At 33.9% G+C, this 25,115-nt stretch carries 25 protein-coding genes; 19 read left to right on the top strand and 6 right to left on the bottom strand.

Going from position 1 to position 25,115, the window contains the following annotated elements; genetic code table 11:
• Nucleotides 1-297 precede the first annotated feature (297 nt).
• Together MHB70_RS12335 and MHB70_RS12330 are read left to right on the top strand one after the other, a co-directional pair.
• Entirely contained in the window at nucleotides 298-2,148 is a 1,851-nt protein-coding gene (locus tag MHB70_RS12335) for a sigma-54-dependent Fis family transcriptional regulator (protein ID WP_000881390.1), read from the top strand.
• A gap of 115 nt (nucleotides 2,149-2,263) precedes the next feature.
• Nucleotides 2,264-2,509: a DUF3977 family protein gene (locus MHB70_RS12330; RefSeq protein ID WP_000873854.1), complete on the top strand. Its 246-nt coding sequence runs from the start codon at nucleotides 2,264-2,266 to the stop codon at nucleotides 2,507-2,509.
• Between the two features lie 132 nt (nucleotides 2,510-2,641).
• On the opposite strand, the gene MHB70_RS12325 is transcribed toward MHB70_RS12330, so the two are convergent.
• Entirely contained in the window at nucleotides 2,642-3,253 is a 612-nt protein-coding gene (locus MHB70_RS12325; RefSeq protein ID WP_061529406.1) for a TetR/AcrR family transcriptional regulator, read from the bottom strand.
• A gap of 159 nt (nucleotides 3,254-3,412) precedes the next feature.
• Here MHB70_RS12325 and kynU point away from each other — a divergent pair, with 159 nt between their 5' ends.
• From kynU to MHB70_RS12300, 5 genes are all read left to right on the top strand, one after another.
• Complete coding sequence (gene kynU / locus MHB70_RS12320; RefSeq protein ID WP_000276279.1) at nucleotides 3,413-4,699, top strand: kynureninase; 1,287 nt, start codon at nucleotides 3,413-3,415, stop codon at nucleotides 4,697-4,699.
• Between the two features lie 2 nt (nucleotides 4,700-4,701).
• Nucleotides 4,702-5,331, top strand: a complete 630-nt coding sequence (gene kynB, locus MHB70_RS12315; RefSeq protein ID WP_061529407.1) for an arylformamidase — start codon at nucleotides 4,702-4,704, stop codon at nucleotides 5,329-5,331.
• Nucleotides 5,332-5,363: 32 nt separating this feature from the next.
• Nucleotides 5,364-6,203: a tryptophan 2,3-dioxygenase gene (gene kynA, locus MHB70_RS12310; RefSeq protein WP_000661948.1), complete on the top strand. Its 840-nt coding sequence runs from the start codon at nucleotides 5,364-5,366 to the stop codon at nucleotides 6,201-6,203.
• Nucleotides 6,204-6,324: 121 nt separating this feature from the next.
• Nucleotides 6,325-7,242 (top strand): serine hydrolase domain-containing protein, encoded by a 918-nt coding sequence (locus tag MHB70_RS12305; protein WP_000346271.1) that lies wholly within the window; start codon nucleotides 6,325-6,327, stop codon nucleotides 7,240-7,242.
• Nucleotides 7,243-7,258: 16 nt separating this feature from the next.
• Nucleotides 7,259-7,882 carry a Pr6Pr family membrane protein gene (locus MHB70_RS12300; protein WP_001204118.1) on the top strand — a complete coding sequence of 208 codons (624 nt, stop codon included), beginning with the start codon at nucleotides 7,259-7,261 and terminating at the stop codon, nucleotides 7,880-7,882.
• Between the two features lie 201 nt (nucleotides 7,883-8,083).
• On the opposite strand, the gene MHB70_RS12295 is transcribed toward MHB70_RS12300, so the two are convergent.
• Nucleotides 8,084-8,416: a YqzG/YhdC family protein gene (locus tag MHB70_RS12295; protein WP_000811610.1), complete on the bottom strand. Its 333-nt coding sequence runs from the start codon at nucleotides 8,414-8,416 to the stop codon at nucleotides 8,084-8,086.
• Nucleotides 8,417-8,561: 145 nt separating this feature from the next.
• Between MHB70_RS12295 and sleB the strand changes: the two genes are divergently transcribed.
• The 6 genes from sleB (at nucleotide 8,562) to MHB70_RS12265 (ending at nucleotide 12,991) form a co-directional block, all read left to right on the top strand.
• Nucleotides 8,562-9,341, top strand: a complete 780-nt coding sequence (gene sleB / locus MHB70_RS12290; RefSeq protein WP_001249060.1) for a spore cortex-lytic enzyme — start codon at nucleotides 8,562-8,564, stop codon at nucleotides 9,339-9,341.
• Nucleotides 9,342-9,356: 15 nt separating this feature from the next.
• Nucleotides 9,357-10,697, top strand: coding sequence for a germination protein YpeB (gene ypeB / locus MHB70_RS12285; RefSeq protein ID WP_000943731.1), 1,341 nt, complete (start codon nucleotides 9,357-9,359; stop codon nucleotides 10,695-10,697).
• A gap of 26 nt (nucleotides 10,698-10,723) precedes the next feature.
• Nucleotides 10,724-11,320 (top strand): YhcN/YlaJ family sporulation lipoprotein, encoded by a 597-nt coding sequence (locus tag MHB70_RS12280; RefSeq protein ID WP_061529408.1) that lies wholly within the window; start codon nucleotides 10,724-10,726, stop codon nucleotides 11,318-11,320.
• Nucleotides 11,321-11,427: 107 nt separating this feature from the next.
• A complete protein-coding gene (locus tag MHB70_RS12275; RefSeq protein ID WP_000976449.1) occupies nucleotides 11,428-11,784 on the top strand; it encodes a hypothetical protein in 357 nt (118 codons plus the stop codon).
• Between the two features lie 25 nt (nucleotides 11,785-11,809).
• Entirely contained in the window at nucleotides 11,810-12,307 is a 498-nt protein-coding gene (locus MHB70_RS12270; protein ID WP_001020893.1) for a GNAT family N-acetyltransferase, read from the top strand.
• Nucleotides 12,308-12,454: 147 nt separating this feature from the next.
• Complete coding sequence (locus MHB70_RS12265) at nucleotides 12,455-12,991, top strand: DUF1697 domain-containing protein (protein WP_000158250.1); 537 nt, start codon at nucleotides 12,455-12,457, stop codon at nucleotides 12,989-12,991.
• Between the two features lie 42 nt (nucleotides 12,992-13,033).
• Here MHB70_RS12265 and MHB70_RS12260 read toward each other — a convergent pair whose 3' ends face one another.
• Nucleotides 13,034-13,438, bottom strand: a complete 405-nt coding sequence (locus tag MHB70_RS12260) for a hypothetical protein (protein ID WP_001080326.1) — start codon at nucleotides 13,436-13,438, stop codon at nucleotides 13,034-13,036.
• 209 nt (nucleotides 13,439-13,647) lie between these two features.
• Between MHB70_RS12260 and MHB70_RS12255 the strand changes: the two genes are divergently transcribed.
• The gene (locus tag MHB70_RS12255; protein WP_000025612.1) at nucleotides 13,648-14,817 is read left to right on the top strand and encodes a ParM/StbA family protein; all 1,170 of its coding nucleotides are present in this window, start codon (nucleotides 13,648-13,650) and stop codon (nucleotides 14,815-14,817) included.
• 11 nt (nucleotides 14,818-14,828) lie between these two features.
• Nucleotides 14,829-15,164 carry a hypothetical protein gene (locus MHB70_RS12250; RefSeq protein WP_001257765.1) on the top strand — a complete coding sequence of 112 codons (336 nt, stop codon included), beginning with the start codon at nucleotides 14,829-14,831 and terminating at the stop codon, nucleotides 15,162-15,164.
• 130 nt (nucleotides 15,165-15,294) lie between these two features.
• Here the strand turns inward: MHB70_RS12250 and MHB70_RS12245 are convergent, their stop codons facing one another.
• Nucleotides 15,295-16,149: an alpha/beta fold hydrolase gene (locus MHB70_RS12245; RefSeq protein ID WP_000136875.1), complete on the bottom strand. Its 855-nt coding sequence runs from the start codon at nucleotides 16,147-16,149 to the stop codon at nucleotides 15,295-15,297.
• 211 nt (nucleotides 16,150-16,360) lie between these two features.
• Between MHB70_RS12245 and MHB70_RS12240 the strand changes: the two genes are divergently transcribed.
• Complete coding sequence (locus tag MHB70_RS12240) at nucleotides 16,361-17,287, top strand: NADP-dependent oxidoreductase (RefSeq protein WP_000644551.1); 927 nt, start codon at nucleotides 16,361-16,363, stop codon at nucleotides 17,285-17,287.
• Nucleotides 17,288-17,418: 131 nt separating this feature from the next.
• On the opposite strand, the gene pdxR is transcribed toward MHB70_RS12240, so the two are convergent.
• Nucleotides 17,419-18,852, bottom strand: coding sequence for a MocR-like pyridoxine biosynthesis transcription factor PdxR (gene pdxR / locus MHB70_RS12235; RefSeq protein WP_061529409.1), 1,434 nt, complete (start codon nucleotides 18,850-18,852; stop codon nucleotides 17,419-17,421).
• A 147-nt stretch (nucleotides 18,853-18,999) separates the two neighbouring features.
• Between pdxR and MHB70_RS12230 the strand changes: the two genes are divergently transcribed.
• Nucleotides 19,000-19,917 (top strand): DMT family transporter, encoded by a 918-nt coding sequence (locus MHB70_RS12230; RefSeq protein WP_000234345.1) that lies wholly within the window; start codon nucleotides 19,000-19,002, stop codon nucleotides 19,915-19,917.
• Nucleotides 19,918-20,001: 84 nt separating this feature from the next.
• Here the strand turns inward: MHB70_RS12230 and secY are convergent, their stop codons facing one another.
• Nucleotides 20,002-21,306, bottom strand: a complete 1,305-nt coding sequence (secY, locus tag MHB70_RS12225; RefSeq protein WP_000490108.1) for a preprotein translocase subunit SecY — start codon at nucleotides 21,304-21,306, stop codon at nucleotides 20,002-20,004.
• A 524-nt stretch (nucleotides 21,307-21,830) separates the two neighbouring features.
• On the opposite strand from secY, the gene MHB70_RS12220 reads away from it, so the two are divergent.
• Both MHB70_RS12220 and MHB70_RS12215 read left to right on the top strand, forming a co-directional pair.
• Nucleotides 21,831-22,346 (top strand): DinB family protein, encoded by a 516-nt coding sequence (locus tag MHB70_RS12220; protein WP_001091625.1) that lies wholly within the window; start codon nucleotides 21,831-21,833, stop codon nucleotides 22,344-22,346.
• 557 nt (nucleotides 22,347-22,903) lie between these two features.
• Complete coding sequence (locus MHB70_RS12215; protein ID WP_002038889.1) at nucleotides 22,904-24,856, top strand: bifunctional metallophosphatase/5'-nucleotidase; 1,953 nt, start codon at nucleotides 22,904-22,906, stop codon at nucleotides 24,854-24,856.
• Nucleotides 24,857-25,115: the final 259 nt, after the last annotated feature.

The following is a 25,115-nucleotide window of genomic DNA, read 5'->3' as shown; positions in this document are numbered from 1 at the left end:
AAAAGAATAAAGAAATGCATTAAGATATTCAAATTATTAACATATTTGTGTCGTCTTTCTAGTTGTATTGAAAACGCTTTTATTCAGTTTTATAATAAAAGTATGTTTTATAAAGTGAAACTTTAATCAGTGGAGGTGTTATTCATCCCTCACTAATTATTAGTTAAACCAATCAGGCTTTTACGGGCAGCCTGACCCCCACCTAACTTCTTTGCTCTAGCTGAATTTTGAGGTGGGGGTCTTACTGCCCGTTAATGCGGAATAAATCTCCAAAACAATTAAAAGGGAGATGATACAATGTTAGCTTCACCGTTTTACTTACACACATGGAAAAAGTTTATTGATAAAGGAGTCCTTGATTCGAACCGTATAAACGAAAGAATTTCAGAGTCATGGCATCGATGTAAACAAGCAAATGTGAATCCTCATATGAATAAAGGTCAGAAAATTTTGTCTTCTAACATTTTTCAAGAACAAAAGAAAAAGAGTGAAATTTTCCTTGATATAGCATTACCTCAAATACAAAATATGAGAAAAACCATTGATGAACTACAAATGATGGCATTATTAATCGATCCAGATGGTTATGTTCTATCCTTAAGTGGAAATAAACAAACGTTAAAGCGAGCGAAACATATTAATTTTATTGAAGGTGTAAAATGGACGGAAGCAGCTGTGGGGACAAACGCAATAGGAACAGCATTAGAAATTGAAGAAGCTATTATGATAAGTGGTACTGAACATTACTCCGTGGCATCTCATAGCTGGAGTTGTGCGGCTGCTCCCATTCATAACGATGACGGGAAATTAATTGGTGTTCTAGATTTCTCCTGTCCAATTGAATTTTCGCATCCATATATGCTCGGTATGGTAACTTCAATTGCACATGCGATAGAACGTGAATGTAGCATAAGAGTTCATCAAAATGAATTACACTTAATTCATCGTTTTTTAGATGTCATTGATAGTGATGAACAAGTAGTTATTTGTAATCATCGTGATGTTATCGTTTCTGCGAGTAAGAGCGTTCGGGAACGAGTAACTAATTGGTCAAGAATGAAACTTGAAGATTTAATGCGCTATGGATTGGAAACTAAATTAGAGATACCAGTATATAGTAATGAAAGAATGATCGGGAAATGTATGTATTTAAAGGAAAACAAACAAATGAATACATATTCTGCTTTCACATTTATAAAAGGAATTACTTTTTCAGGAGTTACCGGGACAAGCAAAGCATTTCAACACACACTAGAAGAAATTAAGCTTGTTTCACCGACTGATGCTAGTGTGTATGTATGTGGTGAGACAGGAGTAGGAAAGGAATATGTTGCGAGAGCGATTCATGAAAATAGTCCAAGAAAAGACGGGCCCTTTATAGCTGTTAACTGCGGTTCTTTGCCTAAAGAATTAATGGAAAGTGAATTGTTCGGTTATGCTGAAGGTGCGTTTACAGGTGCGCGACGTCAAGGATATAAAGGGAAATTTGAACAAGCGAATGGAGGAACATTGTTTTTAGATGAAATTGGTGAAGTACCATCAGAGATGCAAGTAGCATTATTGCGTGTTTTACAAGAACGCACAATAACTCCAATAGGAAGTTCAAAAGAGGTACCAGTAAATATTCGTATTATTACTGCCACACATAAAGATTTACTACGGTTAGTAGAAGAAGGGAAATTCCGTCAAGATTTATATTATCGTTTGCACGTTTATCCGTTATATGTTCCATCGTTACTAGAAAGAAAAGAGGATATTCCATATTTTATACAACACTTTTGCGAACGGAAGAATTGGAATGTTGTATTTCCAAAGAGTATTTGCAATCAATTTTTACAACATACATGGCCCGGAAATATTCGAGAACTAGTAAATGTATTAGAACGCATTTACATTTTGTCGCAAGGGCGGGAAATATGCGAAAAACAAGTCGCTTTTTTGTTACAAACAATGATGGGAAATCAACAACAACTTGAGTTACAAGTTGAAAATAAAACAGAACATACATTGAATTTTCGCGAAAAAATACAGCGTGATAGCATGATTGAAGCATTACAAAAGACAAACGGAAATGTTTCGTTAGCTGTAAAACTATTAGATGTACCCCGTAGTACATTTTATAAACGAATGCAAAAATTTAATCTATAAAAGTAGATTTTTGTAATCTGCTTTTTCTTTTTGAGCTCATGTTCTGTCGGAATGTGCGCTTCCCAGGGAAATAATAAAGTAGTTAGACGGGAAATTCCCTAAAGGAGGTTAGTATGTGAAGTATATTGAAATTGGTATCGGGAATAGATGGTTCGTTCGAACAGAGACCGAAAATACAGACGGTACTGAATTTGAGGAAAAAGGAATTGTGAGACCTATTTATTTTGAATCATTTTATGTCCGTGTTTGGTTTCGGAAAACGTGTTTTATTTTTGATACGAAAGAGGGCTTTAAGAAAGTAAGGAAAAGTAGAGCTGAGTATAAGTTTATTATTGGAATTGTGAGTAGGTTAAAACAATAAAATAAAACAGGTTGTATTCTTATGATTATAATAATCACATACATACTCGCAATTATTATAATAGGCTATTCCATTTATAGTTAGAATGATGATTTTAAGAAAAAATAGCACACTTTAAATATGTGAAGTGCGCTATTTATATAATCCCGTTGTATACATCTCCGTTAATGTATACACTATTTCTTCTAGTTTTACTTCTTTGTTATTTTGTACAATAGTCCAAAGAAACATTTCATTCATTGCGAACCAACCGCGTGCCACGAGCTCTTTATTTAATTCAGGATGCACTAATCCACTTTCTTGAGAGTAAGTAATATCCTGCGAAATACTTTTTATAAAGCGTTCGCGAATCTCACCCCATTTTTGACGTATCTCTTTTGATAATCCGATTGCTTCTTCGACAACTTGCAAAATAGCTCGTTCTTCTTCTGCTAATTGTAGGAATGCTCTAACGTGATTTTGAATCAAGTCACGTGCTGCTGCTTTCGTTTGAGGGAAGAAAGAGCGCCCAGCAATATTATAAAAACGATTCATAACATCTTCCATTAACACGATAAGGAGATCATCTTTGTTTTTAAAGTATACATATGCTGTTCCATAACCAGTTTCTGCATGTTTAATAATTTGCGTGATTGTCGTTTTCTGAAATCCATTAGTAATAAAAATAGTGTAACCCGAATGTAATAGTTTCTTTTTTGTTTCTAAGGAGCGGTGTTTTCTTGTTGAAAGAGTAGTGTTTTTCAAAGAATCACCTCTTTATACTGAAATATCTGAAAATATAATTGTATTGTAAAAGAAGATAGTATGTAAAGTCAACTGACATAATATCATTGACGTTATATCAACTAAGGTGATATATTTCAATTAGTTAGAATAAAAAGAAAATTAAGAGAAGGTGACACCATGTATAAAGAACCATTTCAACCAACTTATGAGTATGCGCTTGAGTGTGATAAACATGATGAACTGAAAGATTTTCAAACTGAATTCTATAAAAAAGAAGGAACTATATATTTAGATGGAAACTCATTAGGACTACTTTCGAAAAGAGCAGAAAAATCGTTACTTACTTTACTAGATTCATGGAAAGAGTATGGCATTGATGGCTGGACAGAAGGCGAACATCCATGGTTTTTCCTTTCGGAGAAATTAGGTGAACTGACGGCACCTCTTATTGGAGCTTTACCAGAAGAAACTATTGTAACCGGTTCCACGACTGCGAATATACACCAAGTTATTGCGACGTTTTATGAGCCGAAAGGAATACGTACAAAAATTCTTGCGGATGAATTAACTTTCCCGTCAGATATTTATGCACTTCAAAGTCAAATTCGTTTAAAAGGCTTAGAGCCAGATGAGCATTTAGTAAGGGTGAAAAGCCAAGATGGTCGAACACTTTCTGAAGAAGATATTATTCAGGCAATGGAAGATGATATCGCTTTAATTTTATTACCTTCAGTCTTATATAGAAGTGGTCAAATTCTTGATATGAAACGTTTAACAGTGGAAGCTCATAAACGTGGCATTCATATCGGATTTGATTTATGTCATTCAATTGGTTCTATTCCACATCATTTTAAAGAGTGGGATGTTGATTTCGCTGTATGGTGCAATTATAAATATTTAAATGCAGGGCCGGGTGGTGTTGCAGGTCTTTATGTAAATAGTAAACATTTTAATAGACTGCCAGGATTGTCTGGATGGTTTAGTTCTAGAAAAGATAAACAGTTTGATATGGAGCATACATTAACTGCAGCTGATCATGCAGGTGCTTATCAAATTGGTACACCTCACGTATTAAGTACAGCACCGTTAATCGGTTCTCTTGAAATTTTTAAAGATGCTGGTATGGAACGTTTACGTAAAAAGTCTTTACATATTACGAGATACATGCTGGATTTAATTGATCATGAATTAAAAGATTTCGGATTTACAATTGGAAACCCGTTAGAGGATGAAAAACGAGGTGGACATATTTATTTAGAGCATGCGGAAGCAGCGCGTATCTGTAAAGCACTAAAGGCAAATGGAGTAATTCCAGATTTCAGAGCACCAAATGGGATAAGACTTGCGCCAGTAGCTTTATACAATACGTATGAAGAAGTATGGAAGTCTGTTCAAATTTTAAAGAAAGTTATGAAAGAGGAAGAGTATAAACAATTTGAAAATAAACGAGAGGTTGTGGCATAAGAATGAAAACATCAAAGTGGATTGATATTTCACAGCCATTAAATAATGATATTGCAACTTGGCCAGGAGATACACCGTTCTCGTATGAAGTTTCATGGTCAAAAGAAGAGAGCGGTTCAGTAAACGTCGGAAAGTTAACGATGAGTATTCATACAGGTACTCATATTGATGCGCCTTTTCATTTTGATAATGACGGAAAGAAAGTAATAGATTTAGATGTTCAAGTTTATGTCGGACCTACGCGAATCATTGACGTTTCTAATCTTGAAAGCATCGGAAAAAAAGAATTAGAAAGTTTTCATTTAGAAGGTGTAGAACGACTATTATTACGTACATCTTCACATGGTAAAGTAGAAGAATTTCCAGATGTGATCCCGCATTTACGTGCTGATATTGCACCGTTTCTTTCTGATAAGGGAATTCGTTTAATCGGAGTGGATGTACCATCAGTTGATCCGTTAGATGATAAAGAACTAGCAGCACATCATCAATTGTTTAAATATGGAATTCATATTTTAGAAAATGTCGTACTAGATCATGTAGCAGACGGCGATTACGAATTAATTGCATTACCACTTGCGTTAACAGATGCAGATGGAAGTCCAGTTCGAGCTGTCATTAGACCAATATAAGTAGAAACATATAAAAGGGGTGTTTGACTAATATGAAAGAAAATGAAAAGGTAATTATGGAAAAAGGGATTCACACGGATTTTAAGGAAAATATGACGTATGGTGAGTATTTACAATTAGATAGTTTACTATCTTCTCAAAAGAGATTATCAGACCATCATGATGAAATGTTATTTATCGTTATTCACCAAGCTAGTGAGCTTTGGATGAAGCTTATTTTACATGAACTAAATGCAGCAATTGAATCGATTAAAAACGATAAATTAGCACCGGCATTTAAAATGTTAGCACGTGTATCAAAAATTCAATCGCAAATTATTCAATCTTGGGATATTCTTGCGACATTAACGCCATCTGAGTATATTGAATTCCGTGATTCACTCGGTCAAGCTTCAGGCTTTCAATCGTATCAATATCGAATGATTGAGTACGCACTTGGTTATAAAACACCACATGCATTAAAGATTTATGAAAAAGATCCAGAATTACACGCTCGTCTTCATAAAGCGCTACACGCACCAAGTTTGTATGATGTTGCGATACAGGCGCTTGTTAAAGAAGGCTTCCCAATTCATAAAGATGTGTTAAATCGTGATATTACGCAGCCTTACGAAGAAGATGCAACTGTAGAAGCGGCTTGGATAGAAGTGTATGCGGACGTGAAGCAATATTGGGATTTATATCAGCTTGCTGAAAAATTAATTGATATCGAAGATTGGCTACAACAATGGCGTTTCCGTCATATGAAAACGGTAGAACGCATTATCGGAAATAAAATGGGAACTGGCGGATCTTCAGGTGTATCTTATTTAAAACGAGTACTTGATCAACAGTTCTTCCCTGAACTTTGGAATGTTCGTACGAAATTATAGGAATAAGCTTGTCAGCTAATTATAGCTGATAAGCTTATTTTTTTATTTGAGCACAATTATGTTTTAATAAAAGGAACAAGATATAATAAATGAAGTAACTATTTTAATGGAGGTAAGATTTTTGGATTTTAAGCAACTACAAAATAAATTTGAAAAGAAAAAAGTGAACACATTTCTTATTTATCAAAAAGGGGAATTAACAACTGAGTATTATAAAACACCAGAATGTGCAAATAACTTATATAAAATAAATTCGATTACAAAAAGTATCGTATCTTTATTAATTGGTATTGCAATTGATAAGGGCTATATAAATGATATACATACACCGATTACAGAGTGGATTGAAAATGTACCTGGGGAGAAACATGATTTAACGCTGTATCACTTATTAACAATGACTACTGGTGAGGATTGGAAAGAGTTTGGGAATGGAGTAGTATTCCCAAACGACTTTGTAGAATCAGAGAACTGGGTACAGTACATATTAGAAAAGCCAATAATTGAAGAACCTGCTACAAAAATGAATTATAATTCAGGTTCTTCACATTTACTTAGCTATATTATTCAAGAAGCTACTGGGATGTCGACAGAGCAGTTTGCGAAAAGATATTTATTTGAGCCATTAGAAATTAGCGAATATGAGTGGCAACAAGATCCGCAAGGTATATATGTCGGCGGCTTCGGTATGAAAATGAAATCTACCGATTTATTAAAATTAGGAAAATTATGTTTGCAAAATGGATATTGGAATGAGAAAGAAATTGTATCAGCGAAATGGTTAGAAGAGTCAAGTAGGGCGCAATTTGAAACATATGAACATGTTGGCGCATATGGATATCACTGGTGGGTATTACATAACGAAAGATTTCACATACCGTATTGTATATATTTCGCTATGGGGTACGGCGGACAATACATCGTTATCATTCCTCAGTTAGAAGTAGTAGCTATTATAAGTAGTCATATGCCAAAACGTGGGCTCGTTCCATTAAAATTATTTATTGAGCATGTACAGGGAAATTCCAATTATATATAAGAAAAGGAGGGAATGTATGAGGGATGAAAAAACTTTATCTTTATTTAGACTATGTTTAAGTCTTCTAGCATGTAGTGCCATTATTACGCAATTCATAATCAGGGCACAATTGAAACCGTTCAATCCAGTTAATTTTTTTAGTTTCTTTACGATTGAAAGTAACATTTTAGTTGTATGTATTCTCCTTTTAAGCAGTATCGGAACAGCTACATTTGGTCGCTCAGAACAATTTAGTATACTTCGAGGTGCGGCAACGGTATACATACTTACGACAGGACTCATTTATTTTTTGCTATTAAGAGGATTAGAAGAGTCACTTCAAACGGCAATACCATGGGTAAATACAGTGCTACATTATATCATGCCGATTGCAATGCTTTTAGATTGGATTTTAAATCCACCTATTAAGAAAATCACTTGGAAACAATCTACAAGCTGGCTCTTATTCCCGTTTTTTTACGTTGTATATAGCTTAATACGTGGCCCAATCGTGAATTGGTATCCATATCCGTTTTTAGATCCAAGAATAGGTGGGTATGGTAAAGTACTTTTATACAGTATAGGGATAGCGGTTGTAATTGGCGCTATTTGTATATTGGTAAGATTTTTAGGGAATCGAAACTTTAGGAAAGAATTTTAGAAATGCAAGGAGCCCCACTGTTTCCGTTTTTAATAGTGGGGTTTCATTTTATCCCGCATTAACGGGGCAGTAAGACCCCCACCTCAAAATTCAGCGAAAGCAAAGAAGTTAGATGGGGGATCAACTGCCTGTAAAAGCCCGATTGGTTCAACTAATAATCAGTGGGAGATGAACAAACCCCCCACTGATTAAAGTTTTACTTTATCTACTCGTCTTCTGAAACGACAACTTTATAAATTTCTCTGTCTTCGTTTCAAATTCTACATCAACAAAAACACCATATTCTTTTCCATCTTCACGTAGCCACAATTTAAACTTTTCAACAGTTATTTGAACCGTTTTTGGTTTTCTACCTATATGAAGATAATCAACAATCTCTGCTTTCGGATATTGTTCTTTCGTCTTTTCTACAGCAAGTTTACCCCATTTTGCATAAGGCGGTTGTGCATGAACAATCGATGACCCGGTATATATATTTAAACATGTTGTTAATAAAAGAATGACGAATGCGATACGCTTTAACAATTGCTTCATAATGAACTCCTTTTCTCCTTTTTGTATATTGTTTACATATTCTTTCAACGATATAAGTTTGGATTTTTTTGTCTTCTTTACATAAAAGCGAGGCTTTTACAAAACATAACCAAGAAATCATTTCTGTAATTAAGGAGGGAAAATTATGCGCCAAAAAGCTATTTTTAAAATAGTAGTTTTACTTGCGTTCATAGGACTGTCTTTAATGGTCAGTAGTATACAACTAAAGAATGTAGAAGCTTTTTCTAATCAAGTCATTCAAAGAGGAGCATCCGGTGAAGATGTCATTGAACTACAATCTCGTTTGAAATATAACGGATTTTATACAGGAAAAGTAGATGGTGTTTTCGGATGGGGTACATATTGGGCACTTCGGAATTTTCAAGAGAAATTTGGACTACCTGTTGATGGTTTAGCGGGTGCTAAAACGAAGCAGATGCTCGTAAAGGCAACAAAGTATGATAAGTCGACTGCGAATAAAGGGACGACAACGAATAAAGGAAATAGTGGTGGCACTGCACAAGAAAATAAACCACCACAAAATAAAGGGACAAATGTTCCGAACGGTTATTCCCAAAATGACATTCAGCTCATGGCAAATGCAGTATATGGAGAATCACGTGGTGAGCCGTATTTAGGACAAGTTGCAGTAGCTGCAGTTATTTTGAACCGTGTTACAAGCGCATCATTCCCAAATACCGTTTCAGGTGTAATCTTTGAGCCGAGAGCGTTTACAGCGGTGGCTGATGGACAAATATATTTAACGCCAAATGAAACAGCGAAAAAAGCGGTTTTAGATGCGATAAACGGCTGGGATCCAACAGGAAATGCTTTATATTATTTCAACCCAGATACTGCGACAAGTAAATGGATTTGGACTCGTCCACAAATTAAAAAAATTGGTAAACATATTTTCTGTAAATAGAGCGGAGGTGGGACAATGTTAAGAGGTATTATCATTGTATTATTAACAGTTGGTGTAGTTGGAACAGGATATTGGGGCTATAAAGAGCACCAAGAGAAAAATGCGGTTTTAATTCGAGCGGAAAATAGTTATCAACGAGCATTCCATGATTTAGCATACGAAGTTGATTTATTACACGATAAAATTGGTACAACACTTGCGATGAATTCACGCTCATCTTTATCACCTGCATTAGCAGATGTATGGCGTTTAACATCTGAAGCTCGTTCAGATGTAGGACAACTCCCGTTAACATTAATGCCGTTTAATAAAACGGAAGAGTTTTTAGCAAATATCGGTGATTTTAGTTACCGTGCAGCCATTCGTGATTTAGAAAAAGAGCCGTTAAATGAACAAGAATATAAAACGTTGCAAACTTTATATTCAAATGCGGGAAATATACAAGATGAACTAAGGAAAGTACAACATCTTGTTTTGAAAAATAATTTACGCTGGATGGATGTTGAAATGGCACTTGCATCAAATCGCGATCCAGCAGATAACACAATTATTGATGGATTAAAAACTGTAGAGAAAAACGTAACATCATACTCTTCTACAAACTTCGGACCGACCTTTACAAGTGCACAAAAAAATAAAAAAGGTGGATTTGAAGCAGAAGGAAAGGCAATTTCTAAAGATGAAGCAGCAAAAATCGCAAAATCATTTTTAAATTTAAAAGGAAATGAAAAAGTCGATGTAGAGAAAAGTGGAAAAGGTGCGAAAGAATCATTCTATAGTGTGAAGATTAAAGACTCTGCAACGAATAATGAGTTTTACATGGATATTACCGGAAAAGGCGGATATCCAATTTGGGTAATGAATAATCGAGAAATTAAAGAACAGAAAATTAGTTTAAATGATGCAGGAAGTAAAGGATTGACGTTTTTAAAGGATCATAAGTTTAATAATATGGAGCTCTATGATAGTTCTCAATATGATACTATCGGCGTGTTTACTTATGTAGTAAATGAGAATGGCGTACGGATTTATCCGGAAGCAATCCAAATGAAAATTGCTTTAGACGACGGATCTATCGTTGGATTTTCTGCAAAAGAATATTTAGCATCACATCAAAAACGAACAATTCCGTCTGCCAAGCTAACTGCAGCAGAAGCAAGGAAGAAAATTAACCCTGATGTGAAAGTGATGGAAGAGCGAAAAGCAGTTGTAGTAAATGATTTGCATAATGAAGTACTTTGCTATGAATTTGTTGGAACGTTAGGGAAAGATACGTATCAAATTTTCATCAATGCGAATAGCGGAGCAGAAGAAAAAGTGAAAAAAATGCAAGCTGTTGAAAAAATTTATGATTAAACCTTAATAGTAAAGTGGTGAAAAGAATGAAAATCCTAATATATGTGTTGATGCTTTGCTTTTTTATAACTGGATGCAGTATTGGAAAAAAAGACAATCCAAATGAAAAGCCAGAACAAAAAAATGTCTCAATGAAAAATGTTAATTATACAAACAAATCAAATAAGCCAAATGAAAAAGCAGCGGATCATTTAGCATCTTTAGCGGCAAGTGTGCCAGGTGTGAATGATGCAACAGCAGTAGTTGTTGGAAAATATGCTATTGTAGGTATTGATGTAAAAGCGAAACTAGACCGAACTCGTGTTGAGTCAATTAAGTACTCTGTTGCAGAAAGTTTAAAAAACGATCCGGATGGTGCGAATGCAGTCGTTGTAGCTGATGTTGATACGTATGAACGGCTGAAACAAATTGGAAAGCAAATTAAAAAAGGGAAAACTGGCGAAGGTATACTGGATGAATTAGCAGCAATTGTTGGCCGCGTGATGCCACAAGTTCCGAATGATATGATTGAAAATAGAGAAACGAATCCAATTAAAGATAATGACAAGCAATTACCAAAAGATGAAGAACATGAACTAAGAAAAGAACAGAATGACCAATCTAATAATCATTTGAATAAGTAAAATGAGCCTCGTACTAAATTGTACGAGGCTTTTTAAATATAATATTAAATATTCAGTTTATTTTTAAGGGAATATATGGTTTAATTATTGTGGGAGGGACAACTGTTATGATGAAAAAAAGTGCATTTATTTTATGTGGTTTCTGCCTAAGTTTCAGTATGACAGCCTGTGAACAAAAGAAAGAAGTGAAAAAGCAAACAGCGACTTCTTCTACTGTGATGGAAAGTCAGAAGAAAGAATTTATCAATATAAATCATTTCTCAAAAATAGATGAAGGAATGACTTATACAGAAGTGAAAGATTTAATCGGTTTTGAAGGAAATTTACTTATAGAAGAAGGGGTAGAACATTCTACACAAATTAAACAAATTTTTGCTTGGAAGGGGAATAATCCAAATTCATTTGTTGAAATTACATTTTTGGATGGAAAAGTGCATTCTAAATCACAGCAAGGTTTAAGTTAATTTGATAAAAATGGGAGAGTATAGCATGAACATACATACTGGGGAAATACAATTAGTTCCGTATAAGGAGACGTATAAAGAAATTATACAATCATTTACTTTACCAAGTGAACAAGTTCAATTCACATCAGATCCAGGCGAATTATTGAAAAAAGCAAAAAGCGATCGCACAAAAAATGTAATTGTTATTTTAGATTACAACGGGGTACCTGTTGGTCTTTTCGCATTACAAACAGGCGAAAGAGTACAAGAGTTCACAGAGAATGAAGATGCTTTACTTTTAACATCATTTTCTATAAATTATAATAAACAAAGAAGAGGATACGCTAAAAAATCATTGGCATTATTAAAAGATTTTGTAAAACGTTATTTTCCAATAGAAAATGAAGTTGTACTTGCTGTAAATGAAAAAAATATGCCAGCACAAAAGTTATATGAAAAAGTTGGCTTCGAAGATAGAGGCTTTAGAAGAATGGGACCGATTGGTCAACAAATAATAATGCATTTACCTATAATAAAATAACGGGATAGAAAACTTACTCTTGAACATTCTTGTAGTAAGTTTTTTTTATTTTGTGCTATGTTAGTAAAAACGAAAGTCGGTATCAAAAAAGATAAAGGTTTCAATATATATAGTTGAAAGGTCAATGAATATGCGAGGAGTAATGATATGACAATTTATATTGCGTTACTAAGGGGAATCAATGTAGGTGGACATAAAATAATCAAAATGGCAGATTTAAAACGATTGTTTGAATCAATAGGATTAAAACAAGTGAAAACATATATTCAAAGCGGTAATATCGTGTTTGAATCTAAGGAAGATATAAACGCTCTAAAAGTAAAAATTGAATTTGAAATTAAAAAGGAATTTAATTTTGATGTTCAAGTCATCCTAAAAACAAATGAAGAATTAATAAATACTATAAAATATTCCCCTTATAAGGCGGATGCTTTGTTAGAAGGAGAAAGTATACACGTTGCCTTTTTAGCTCATCCATTTTCTGAAGATGAGAGGAAGCAGTTACTTATGTACAAAAGTGAACTTGAAGATTGCTATATAGATGAGAAGGTTGTATATTTGTATTTCAAAAATACTATTCGGAATTCTAAATTAATGAACCAATTTCAGAAGTTACATACACCAGCTACAGTAAGGAATTGGCGAACTGTTAATAAATTAAAAGCAATTGTAGAGGGTATGTAAATATAAAAAGATGAGGTTTCTATATATAGAAAACCTCATCTTTTATTTATATTGTTTTGCAACTATGAGTTCGACAATAGGATAAATAAAGAATGAAGAACAAAGTGCGATAAACAGTGGTAGGTTTTTAACTCCATCTAAATTGGAACCCATAGAAAAACCTTCCGAGAAGAGTAATAGAAGGAACAATACAACTACAAGTACAAAATACGCGATTTTAAAGCTTTTATATGTAATTTGCTGTCCCATTTCATCCTGACTTTCTTCTGATACACCGTGGGGATCTCCCCATGTAATATGATTGATGAGGTAGCTAAGTATTAAAGCGCTTGTAAAAATTGTTCCACCTAAAATTACACCTCCATTGATGTATTTATAAGCTCCGTGTATAAGTACTCCGACTAATGATAAAACAATTGTTATTAAAATGAATTTTTTACGATTCATATTAGAACAACACCCCCACGATTGTAAAAAACTCTTTCCATTTATAGTATAAAATTGGAAAAGGTTCATGTCAAATACTTTTTACAAGCAAGGCGAAGGTATATAGTATTTTGTTTTAATGATAAATAAAAAATTACATTACATTTGAATGTAAAAGAATAGGCTCGCATATATTTGGAAGGGATGTCAGATTAATTTAGGGGGTAGTTATGTCTATACTTTTAAAAGCTGGTGCAGATGCAGGAAATAACGGTTTGAAGTTAATGGTGAAAGGGCAAGACCCTATTTTTATTCCGAGTATTTATTCTTTATATATAGGTGAGCCTACAGGATTGTTAGATGAGGGGGATGTGTCATTATCTGAATTAGAAAATCATATCGATGTGACCATTAGTTCTCCATCGCTAATGTTAAATAATGTACGGTACATCGTTGGAGAAAAAGTCATTCAAGATCAATTAAAAGGTACTGAAGTGGAGAAGAAATCGAATAAGTCGACGGATGAGCTAATGGTTATTACAATACTATCGGGTTTAGCAGTAAGTGCTATGCGTCAAAGTCCAACTTCTAGTCATATTAACATTCGATATGATTTATCTGTCGCTCTTCCTATGCAGCTTATTACACAAGAAATAGCTGCCGAAAATGCAAAACGTTATATGGGAAATCATAAAGTTGTTTTCCATTATCCGAACGGTCGTGATGTTACCATTAATGTTTCTATTGAGTTTTGTAAATGTCTGCCTGAGGGCGCTTCTGGGACGTGGGGCATTGTATATGATGAAGAAGGAAATGTTGTGAAACATAAAATAGAATGTGAACAAAATCAAATTTCAGAAATAGATTTTGTTGATAAAACTTTATTGTCTTTTGATATTGGAGCGGGGACAACAGAAGAAGTTGTTTCGTTAGGGGTAAATTTCCGTCCGCAATTAAGTAAAGGATTATCGTACGGTGTAAAAGAAACGTTACTACAAATTATTACGAGATGGAACCGGAAGTATCCAACAAAGACGATTGACAGTATTACAGAATTCAATCAAATTTATTTAAATGATAAACATCCTAGGAATGCATTATTAGTTGAGGAATCACAACCAGCACTATTAGGATTAGCGGCGCGTGTCGCAACAGATATTATTAACAAAATTGATGATATGAAAGACGATCCATACGTGTTTATTTATGGCGGGGGCGCAGTTATCATTAAAAATAGCTTGAAAATGATTTTAAAACAAAAAGGGCGTTTAACAAATGTAATCTTTGTCGATAATCCATTATTTACAAATGCAAGAGGATTATTGGTCTACACTTGTTCGCCAAAGTATAGAGAACATAAACAAAAAGAGTTAGGGTTTACAAACTTAACGATAAGTTAGTTGGTGGCAACATGCGATCTAGGCGATATAAACGTGGTGATCGAGTGAAAATCAATATTCATAAATCAGTATCACCTGAAATGCTTGCATGGCTTAATAAACAATCAAACCCAACTAATTTCTTTTTCTTTGCAGCACAGCAATTATTTAAACAAGTAGGAGATATTGATGTGTCAAAAACTTTACCAAATAGCCATGTTTTCTCATTATATATGGAGCCCTCATCCTTATTAAAAGTCGAAGTAAATCCTTTTAAAAACGTACCACTAGAAGCGAATAAATCCACCGAAAGTGTAAAAAAAAAATCATGGGAATCTGTTGATCAATTAGATTGTCCATTTTTTTAAACATAGAAAAATATAGGTAAACCCATCACTATACATATGGATACAGTGATGGGTTTTTGTTAGTGTACCACTAGTCCAATAAATAGAAGGGGCACAATACAAATTTGTGCCCCTTCTATTTATTATTTATCTATATTTTAGATGTATGTTCTGTTACTGCTTGAATAATGTTTTTCCAGTCATCAGGATGATTTTCATGTCCTGCTCCTTCAAGAGTTAAAAGTGCTGAGTTTGGAATTTCATCAATAAGTGCGAGACCATGTTCAAATGGTAGTGCTGTATCGTCAGTTCCGTGAATTACTAATGTGGGTGCTTGTATGGAGCTAAGTACACCTTCATAAGCATCATCACCTTGAAGTAAAGCGTGATTAAACATACTTAATAGATTGTTAGCCCTTTCTATTTCGAGTTTTACTTGTGTATAAACTCTGTTTTCATCAAATGAACGTTTTGAGCCGCACAATAGACGAGAGCCTGTAACTAAATACTCTGTCACAGCGTTTTGATTTGACCAATCTAAATTTGCACCATTTGCGTGATGTATTAAAATTCTTTCATCCATCGGAGGTAAATCGCGAGTGTTGTTATCTGAGCCTATAACACTTGTTGCTAGTAAAGTTAACGTTAAAATTCTTTCAGGATGTTTTACAGCGGCAATTTGAGCAATCATGCCACCTAATGACATACCAAATAAGTGCGCTTTATCAATATGATAGGCATCCAGCACCCCAATTGCATCTTCAGCCATAGTTGTTACCGTATAATTGGAAGTTCCAGGTTCGTATGTAACAGAGCGTCCTACATCACGGTTATCAAAGCGAATGACAAATTTCCCTGTGCTAGCTAACTGTTCACAAAATTCTTCATCCCAATAAACCATTGAACACGTAGCTCCCATAATTAATAAAATTGCTGGATTATTAGGATTTCCAAAGCTTTCTGTACAAATATCAGTCCCGTTTGTTTTAATCATCTTTTCGGTCATAGTGTTATCTCCATTTCTTTTGGATTTTATTACAAACATAGAAAATAAAATTCTGTATGATTCTAAGATGTACACAAAATTGAATTTGGAACTCACATTAATTAATAGCGTAGCATAAATACCACCTCTAAACATGTTTATTGTCATTCAAAGCAAAAAAATTTGAAAAATAATTGTAAGTTATTAAAATAAACAGCAAGGAGGAGAGGAAATGAAAGCAATTGTTATTGATGAATATGGTAGTGTTGAAGAACTAAAAGAAAGACAAATTTTAAAACCAGTTGTTACATATAACGAGGTATTAATACGCATTCTCGCAACATCTGTTAATCCAGTTGATTGGAAAACTAGAAAAGGAGACTTACAACAACAATTGCAATTTTCATTTCCAATTACTTTAGGGTTAGATGTAGCTGGAGTTATCGAAGAGGTTGGAGAAGAGGTAGAAGGTTTCAAAATAGGAGATAAAGTGTTTACGAAACCTGAAAATATAGGGAAGGGATCTTATGCTGAATTCATTGCGGTAAAATCAGATTTAGTAACTTATATGCCTACTAACCTAAGTTTTGAAGAGGCAGCTTCTATTCCACTCGCAGGACTTACTGCTTGGCAAAGTCTTGTAGATTACGCAAAAATAAAAGAAAATGACCGAGTATTTATTCACGCTGGAGCTGGTGGTGTCGGAAGTTTGGCAATCCAAATTGCAAAATCATTTGGAGCTTTTGTTGCAACTACTGCAAGTGGTAAAAATGAAGAATTTTTAAAGGATTTAGGAGCGGATCTCGTTATTGATTATAAAAAAGATAAATTTGAAGAGCTACTATCAGATTTTGATATTGTATTAGATACAATCGGTGGCGAAGTACAAGAAAAAAGTTTTCAAATTATTAAACCTGGCGGTGTTCTAGTTTCGATTGTTCATGAACCAAATTATAAAATGAAAGGGATAAAATCAGGATTTTTATGGCTAAAACCAAGTGGAAAACAATTAGAAGAGTTATCAAATTTAATTGTACATGGAAAAATCAAACCGATCATAAGTAAAGTTGTGTCACTTAATGAAGAAGGGGTTAGAGAAGCTCATATTTTGAGTGAAGGGCAACATGTTAGAGGTAAGATTGTAATTAAAGTGGAATGATGATAGCCGCTGTATATTGACTTGTAGTGAATAAAGATAAATTGGAGTACTCCATAATTTTATAATACCCCAAAGTACTTTTATTTTGGGGTATTAGCTTTTCTTAGTTTGATGGGCTAGTGAACATACTTTTAAAAATTAAAGTTTCGTATTGTATCATGTAATTTCTCTAATCCAATCGCCATATCTTTTTCATTTAACATGGAATAGCTAATTCTTAATTGGTTATTATTTGTATCGTTATTTAATAGACAAGCTGTTCCAGGTAAAAAAGAGACATCTGCTTCATTTGCTTTTTGTAATAAGTTAAAAGGATCAATTGTATTAGGAAGTGTAATCCATAAATTAAAGCCGCCATTTGGTATTTTAAAGTGTATTTCTTTTAGTGGCGATAATATAGCGATTGTTAAATCGCGTCTAATTTGTAAAGCGGTGCGTAATTTTTCTAAATGATTTTTCATACGTTCTGCACGTAAGAAAGGAAGTAGTGCTTTTTGCGTTAATAACGGGCTACCGATATCCATCGAACCCTTCACAGCATATAACCATTCAAAAATAGGCCCATCGGCTATAAGTGCAGCGATACGTAGTCCAGGTGCTAACGTTTTACTAAAACCTTTTAAATATATTACATGACCATTCGTATCAAAACTTTTGATTGGAGGAGGAACTATAGCATCCTCAAAATATATTTCTCCGAAAGAATCATCTTCAATTATAAAAAACTCATATAACTCCGCTAGTTCTATAAGTTCCAATCTCCGTTCTTTACTCATTACTGTACCTGTTGGGTTTTGAAAAGTAGGATTCACATATAACAAAACAGGATTCTTTCTTTGACAAAGGTCATCTATTAAGTCTGAGCGAATGCCGTTTTTATCAAGACTAATAGGTATAATCTGCACTCCTTTGTTGAGAAAAACATCAAGTGCTGCGCCATAACAAGGGCTTTCTACTAATACTATATCTCCAGGTTTTAATAATGTTTGAGCGATCAAATCAATTCCTTGCTGGGCACCACTTGTAATTAATAATTGAGAGGGGTCTGTCACTAATTTCTGATGTTCTTTTAGATAATTAACTATTTCAACTCGAAGTTCATAATCGCCTTGAATAGGTCCATAAGTTACTAGTAACATCGGATTTTTATCCAGCAATTTGTGCATTTCGTCTGCTAGAAATGGATTTGGTAATAGACGTGGATATAAAATCGCTTGTGAAAAATCATAATATTTTCGGTGTTGATTCATTGCATATTGAGAACGCATAACATTAATAGTTTTCGTTTGTTGCCATTTATAAGGAATAGTTTTGAACTCTTTCTTTACACGTTTATATATATAAGCGCCTTTTCCTTGCTCGATGCGTATATATCCTTTCGTTTCTAGCTGCTTATACGCCTTACGAACAGTCAATAAGCTAATTTGTAAATCTTCGGCCATATAACGTAATGATGGAAGGGAGTCACCATATGAAAGCATGCCACTTTGTACTCTTTCAACAATTTGCATATATATTTGTTGATAATACGGTATGTTGGATTCTTTCCGTATTACAATCTTCATGGCTTCACCTTGTTTCTTTTTTATTTAATTAAAGCGAAAAAAAGAAAGAGAATCAACTACAATTTGATGTAACTGTTATAAGCATAGATACACTGTTATACACGAAACCCTCTATACTCATGTTAAGAGTAAAAAGGAGGAAGAAAAATGGTCATTTTCAATTATATTTTAGTATGTATTATTTTCGGCACAACATTTTTAACGATAAAAATCGGAATTGAAGCAGGAGCGCCTCCATTATTTTCAGCAGGAATTCGTTTCTTTTTAGCAGGAGTAATCTTGATGTTTATATTTAAGTTGAAGCGAAAAGAAATTATGCCGCATGTATTTTCAAAACGTATTATGTATGCTGGCTTTTGTTTAACGTTCATGACATTCGCATCTTTGTACTGGGCTGAACAATATATTTCTTCTGGGTTAGCTGCTGTACTTTCTGCAACAGGTCCTATGATGATTTTATTATTACAAGCAAGAAGAAATAAGAAACAATTGCAAAAGGAGCAATTTTTCGCTTTAATTATTGCGTTAATAGGCGTTGTTTTTGTTTCTTTACCAGGAATGCATCAAGAAGTAAGTTTCATATGGAGTATTGCTTGTATTATTTTAGTAGTAGGGGAGTTATTTTACGGAATAGGTTCTATTCGCTCAAAAGAAATACTTTCGGATTTACGAAGTGTATCACCATTTCTTATTAATGGTATTCAAATGTTTTATGGAGGGATTTTGCTACTAATCGTATCATTCATAGTAGAGCAGCCGAATGTAACTGTATTAACCTCATGGAGCGTACAGTGGCCTATTTTATACCTCATATTTATCGGATCAATTGGTGGGCACGGATTATATTACTGGCTTTTATCAAAAACAAATCCTGTATTCCCATCGACGTGGTTATATGTATCACCATTAATAGCAATTATTGTAGGATATATTGTATTAGGAGAACCATTAAATCCTGCAATGGGTATAGGTGCTTGTTTCATATTGATAGGTGTATTTTTGGCCAATCGTTCAACACTACGGACTTATTTCAAACAAGGACGGTTATTAGAGAAGGAAATGTAGTTGGATAATGTAACGGCCCTGTATATTATCGGGCTAGTAAAATCAAAAACACAGCTGGGAAAATAACCAACTGTGTTTTTATAATTAATTCACTTTTTTAATAAACCCTTTGTAATGACGTTTCACAAGTTGACTTTCTAACGTCTTCATTGTTTCTAGTGCTACACCGACGATAATAAGTAAGCTTGTACCACCAATTTGAGCAGAAGGTGGTAACGTAGCAATTTTCGTAAATACGAGTGGTAATATTGAAATTGCACCTAAGAAAATTGCACCGATAAATGTTAAACGGTATAAAATTTTGGTTACATATTGCTCTGTCGCTTTACCAGGACGAATACCAGGAACATAACCGTTTTGCTTTTTCAAATTCTCAGCCATTTGTTCAGGATTTACTTGAATAAATGCGTAGAAGTATGTGAAAGCAACGATAAGACCGACATAAAGCGTCATTCCAATTGGGTGTGCAAAATCAAGGTTTGCGACTAACCATTTGGATACGCCTGAATCAGGGAAGAGCTGCGCAATTGTACGCGGCGTCATTAAAAAGGCTGAAGCAAAGATTACTGGAATTACACCAGCACTATTTACTTTAAGTGGTAAATGAGTGTTTTTTGCTCCTTGATATGGATTGTTTCCTGATACAGCTTTAGCGTATTGAATGGGTATTTTACGAACAGCTTGTTGAATGTAAATGACACCAACAACAATCGCTAAAATTACGAGTCCAATTAAAACCATTTTTATTATGTGCATGAATAATTGATCGCCTGCATTTTGAAATTGTTGCAAGTAAATTTGATTAGCAACATTCGGAATTGCCGCAACAAGTCCTGCGAAGATAATCATTGAAATCCCATTACCAACACCATTAGCGGTAATTTGTTCACCTAACCAAAGTAAAAATGCAGTACCTGCAGTTAAAACTGTCGCAATAAATAAGTATGTAGTCCAGCTTTGATCTGTTATTAATTGTCCACCTGCTATATTATTAAAACCATAAGACATCCCAATGGATTGTATGAATGCAAGAATGATTGTAAAGTATCGAGTAAATTGAGCTGACTTCTTACGGCCCATTTCACCTTGCTTTGCCCATTCCGAAAATTTAGGTATAACGTCCATTTGTAGTAATTGTACTATGATGGAAGCTGTAATATATGGTGTAATACCTACAGCGAAGATCGAGAAGTGTTGCAATGCTCCTCCACCAAATACGTTTAGCATACCTAAAACGTTGGCTTGATCTTGTACCTTTAATACCTCTGCGTTAGTATGAGGAACTGGAATAAATGTGCCAATTCGAAAAACAATTAGCATCGCTAGTGTAAAAAGAATTTTGTTTCTTATCTCAGCTACTCTCATGAAATTTGAAATCGTACGAAACATTATGTCGCCTCCTATATTTTTATCAGTTCAAAACTGATTATTATATCCCGATGAAGTAACCACAAACCTCCTTCCGCATTAAATTCATTTGACAAATGGAATTTCATACATTTTGCAGTTTTCACGGATATAAAAATATAAGGTGTTATACGAGCGACCTATTATCTTTTCGTAATCATTCAATACCCATAATATATCGAATAAATTAACAAATGTACATACATACGCATGAAAAATGAATAAATAGGGTGATTTTTTACATTTACTTAATGCTAGATTGATAATTAGGAACGTTTTACGTAGTTGTATCGAAAGGATTCAGTGGAAAGTATTATGGTGTAACTGTAGCACATGAAAACCTCAAGGATTTTGAGAAAACGCATATATTTCGTCGTGAATTAGAGAAACTATTAAAGCAAGAAAAGATTTGATTGAAATAGTAGTGAAGGAAAATCTTTTTTCTATAGAGAATATTTCTAACGTAGGAATCTAAGTATGTAGGTTCTAATGAAAGGAGAATTCACATGAATACATTTGTAAATGACAAGTTTGATGAAACGAGAAAGCAATTATTTGAGGAAATTACTTTGTTAAGTGATGCTCAATTTAATAGAAAACCAGATCAGGATAAATGGAGTATAGCACAAGTTTGTCATCACTTAGTTTTATTAGACGAGAGAGTTATAACAGTTATTTCGTCAGGATTAAAAAAGATGGATAGTATCCAAAATGAGCGTAAAGAAATTCACGCTATTGTATTAGATAGATCGATAAAATTTATAGCTCCAGAAATGATTGAACCAAGTATAGAAACATTTGAAGTACAGCAAATGATTGATTTGTTAAACAACGCTAGAAAAGAATTGATGCGTTTCCTGCGTACAATAGAAGATGAATCTATATTAGCGAAAAAATCAGTGATGCATCCAGCTCTTGGAGAATTACTTCTAGATCAGTGGATAGAACTGATCTATTTGCATGAACAGCGTCATATAGAACAAATTAAAGAGATAAAATTGCTTTGTGAAGTTGAAAAGTAAAAATCATTATCTTTTTATTGGGCGATTTGGGATAGTATCAAGGGTTCGAGTGATAAAATTCAAATCCTGATTAAAATTATGATGAATGTAGTTGAACGCAACTAATAAGCAGAAGAAAATACGAAACTAGCAGATCTTACTCCTGAAGAGGAAACGAACATTCGAAAAAAAACTGAATCCGATTTGCTGTATAAGTGGAACCCCGTCTTAAATGAAGAGCGGGGTTATTATTTTTGGAAGTGATCTCAGTATTTTCATATAGAAGGAAGTAAATTGGTAATGAAATCCGAAAATGAGTTATATGTCCAAAATTTTGAAAGCACATATACATCTACCGTTGGTTTAGCGCTCTTCACACGTTGGAGGAAGAAGTATTTTGTTAGAAAACGATAACATACTATTCTGTTAGGGGAAATATGCATTTGATTCTCTATATTTTCACAGTAAAACCACCTCCAAAATTATCTTTTGTAGTTGAATTTTTCCGAATAATAAGTTACATTTTTAAAGTTCAAGCAACTTTATGCCAGTACAAAAAGGGGAGAAATATTGTTATTATGCAAAAAATGAAATGGAAGAACTATGTATGCTATTTTATTATTCTTATGCTTCTTGTAACAGCAGTAACAGTCAAACCAGCTATTTCTAAGGCTGAGGAATCTGATGTTAACATTACATTGTTAGGTACTGCAGATATTCATGGTAGATTTATGCCTTGGGATTATGCGCTTGATGGAGCAAATATGAGTGGAAGTTTGACGCAGCTTTATACGGTTATAAAGAAGGTACGTCAAGAAAATCCAAATACCATATTAGTAGATGCCGGGGATACAATTCAAGGAAACTCAGTAGAATTATTCAACGATAAGCCACAATCGCCAATGATGGTAGCGATGAATACAATGGGATATGACGCCTGGGCATTTGGAAATCATGAATTCAACTTTGGATTAGATACATTGAAAAAAGTTAGTGAGCAATATAAAGGAAAGACGTTAGCAGGAAATATTTATAAGGAAAATGGAGAGCGTTTTCTTCCTGCATATACGATTGTTGAAAAAGGTGGAATTAAAGTCGGGATTATTGGTATGAATACACCAATGATTAGTGATTTTGAAAAAGGGACAGATCATTTGGATGGTTTAGTAGTGAAAAATCCAGTAGAAGAGACAAAAAAGGCAATTAAAGAATTAGAAGGTAAAGTAGATGTAATGGTAGGGGTTATGCATATGGGACTAGAAAATGAGAATGGAATCCCAGGTACTGGTGTTCAAGATATTGCGAATGCTTGTCCGGAACTAAGCGCTATTTTTGCGGCTCATATGCATAAACTTGTAAAAAAAGAAGTTGTAAATGGCGTAATTATTACAGAACCAGATAAATATGGAACGCATATTTCACGTATTGACCTTACTTTTACAAAGCAAGATGGAAAGCTTGTTTTAAAAGATAAAACAGCTACCGCTATACCTGTAAAAAATGCTGATGGAACAACAGTATTATCTGATTCTGCACTTGAAGAAACATTAACACCTTTTCATGAGTATGCAAGAGGAGATGCAAATGTTGTAGTTGCTCAATTAAAAGGGAGAAACCTTGTTCCTGAAAATGAAATAAAGGGTATTCCAAGTGTGCAGATTCAAGAGACACCTTTATCAGATTTCTTTCATGAAGTTATGCTCCATTACAGTAAAGCGGATGTAGTAGCCCATCAAATTGATAATGATTCTGCCCGTTTGGATATAGGGCCTATAAAGAAGAAAGATATTGCGTATAATTATCAATATGCTTTGGGAGAAATTACAGTTTACAAGATAACTGGAAAAGATTTAAAAGACTATATGGAATGGGCAGCAGGATATTTTAACTCATCTCGTGCCGGAGATGTAACAGTTAGTTTTGATAAAAACCGTCGCGCGTCTAAATACAGTACGAATGATTTCTTTGGAGGCGTAAAATACGAAATTGATTTAACAAAGCCATATGGTAGTAGAATTACAAATTTACGCTCTATTCGTACAAATAAACCGATTAAAATGAGCGATGTTATGACGCTAGGAATGAATGCGTATAGAATGGAGGCTCTACAGGCAAAAGGGGGAGCTTTAGAGGGACGTAAATTTGAACAAACTTGGTCATCTAAACAAGAGAATGCATTCGGAGAAACAGGTGGAACCATTCGTAACCTTGCTATTACGTATTTAAAAGAGGTAAAGAACGGTGTATATACGCCAAAAGTTATGCGTAATTGGAAAATTACTGGTGTAGATACACATTCTTCAGAGCATAAAGCTGTAGTTGATCTTGTAAATAAAGGGATTTTAGAAATTCCAAAAACAGAAGATGGAAAATATACAAATATAGCATCTATAAATACTAAAGATTCAATTACAAAAGAAGAGATTGTAGCACTCTCGCAAAAAGCTAATATTAATCCAAATCAGTTTAATCATACAAAGACAAAAGGTGAATTTTATAAAAAACTTAGTAGGATTACTAAAAAAATATAAATTATAAGGTTTCTTATAGTAATTGTTATTTTAATAGCATTAAACCCACTCTTACAATAGTAAAGAGTGGGTTTTTATGTTGTTATTTAGATGTAAGTGTACTTTTATTAGAATAAATATAGGTAATTAATAACTAACCAATTGGATGAGCGCTGCCAAAAAGGATTCTTTTTTTATTCAAATTAATGTACTTATGTGTTCCGTTAATTATTTACAATATTGACCACAATTTATGTAATTTTGCATAATATTACATAAA

This window comes from Bacillus sp. FSL M7-1020, from assembly GCF_038050415.1.
Classification (GTDB): domain Bacteria; phylum Bacillota; class Bacilli; order Bacillales; family Bacillaceae_G; genus Bacillus_A; species Bacillus_A toyonensis.
This window is presented reverse-complemented; position numbering and strand designations above follow the sequence as displayed.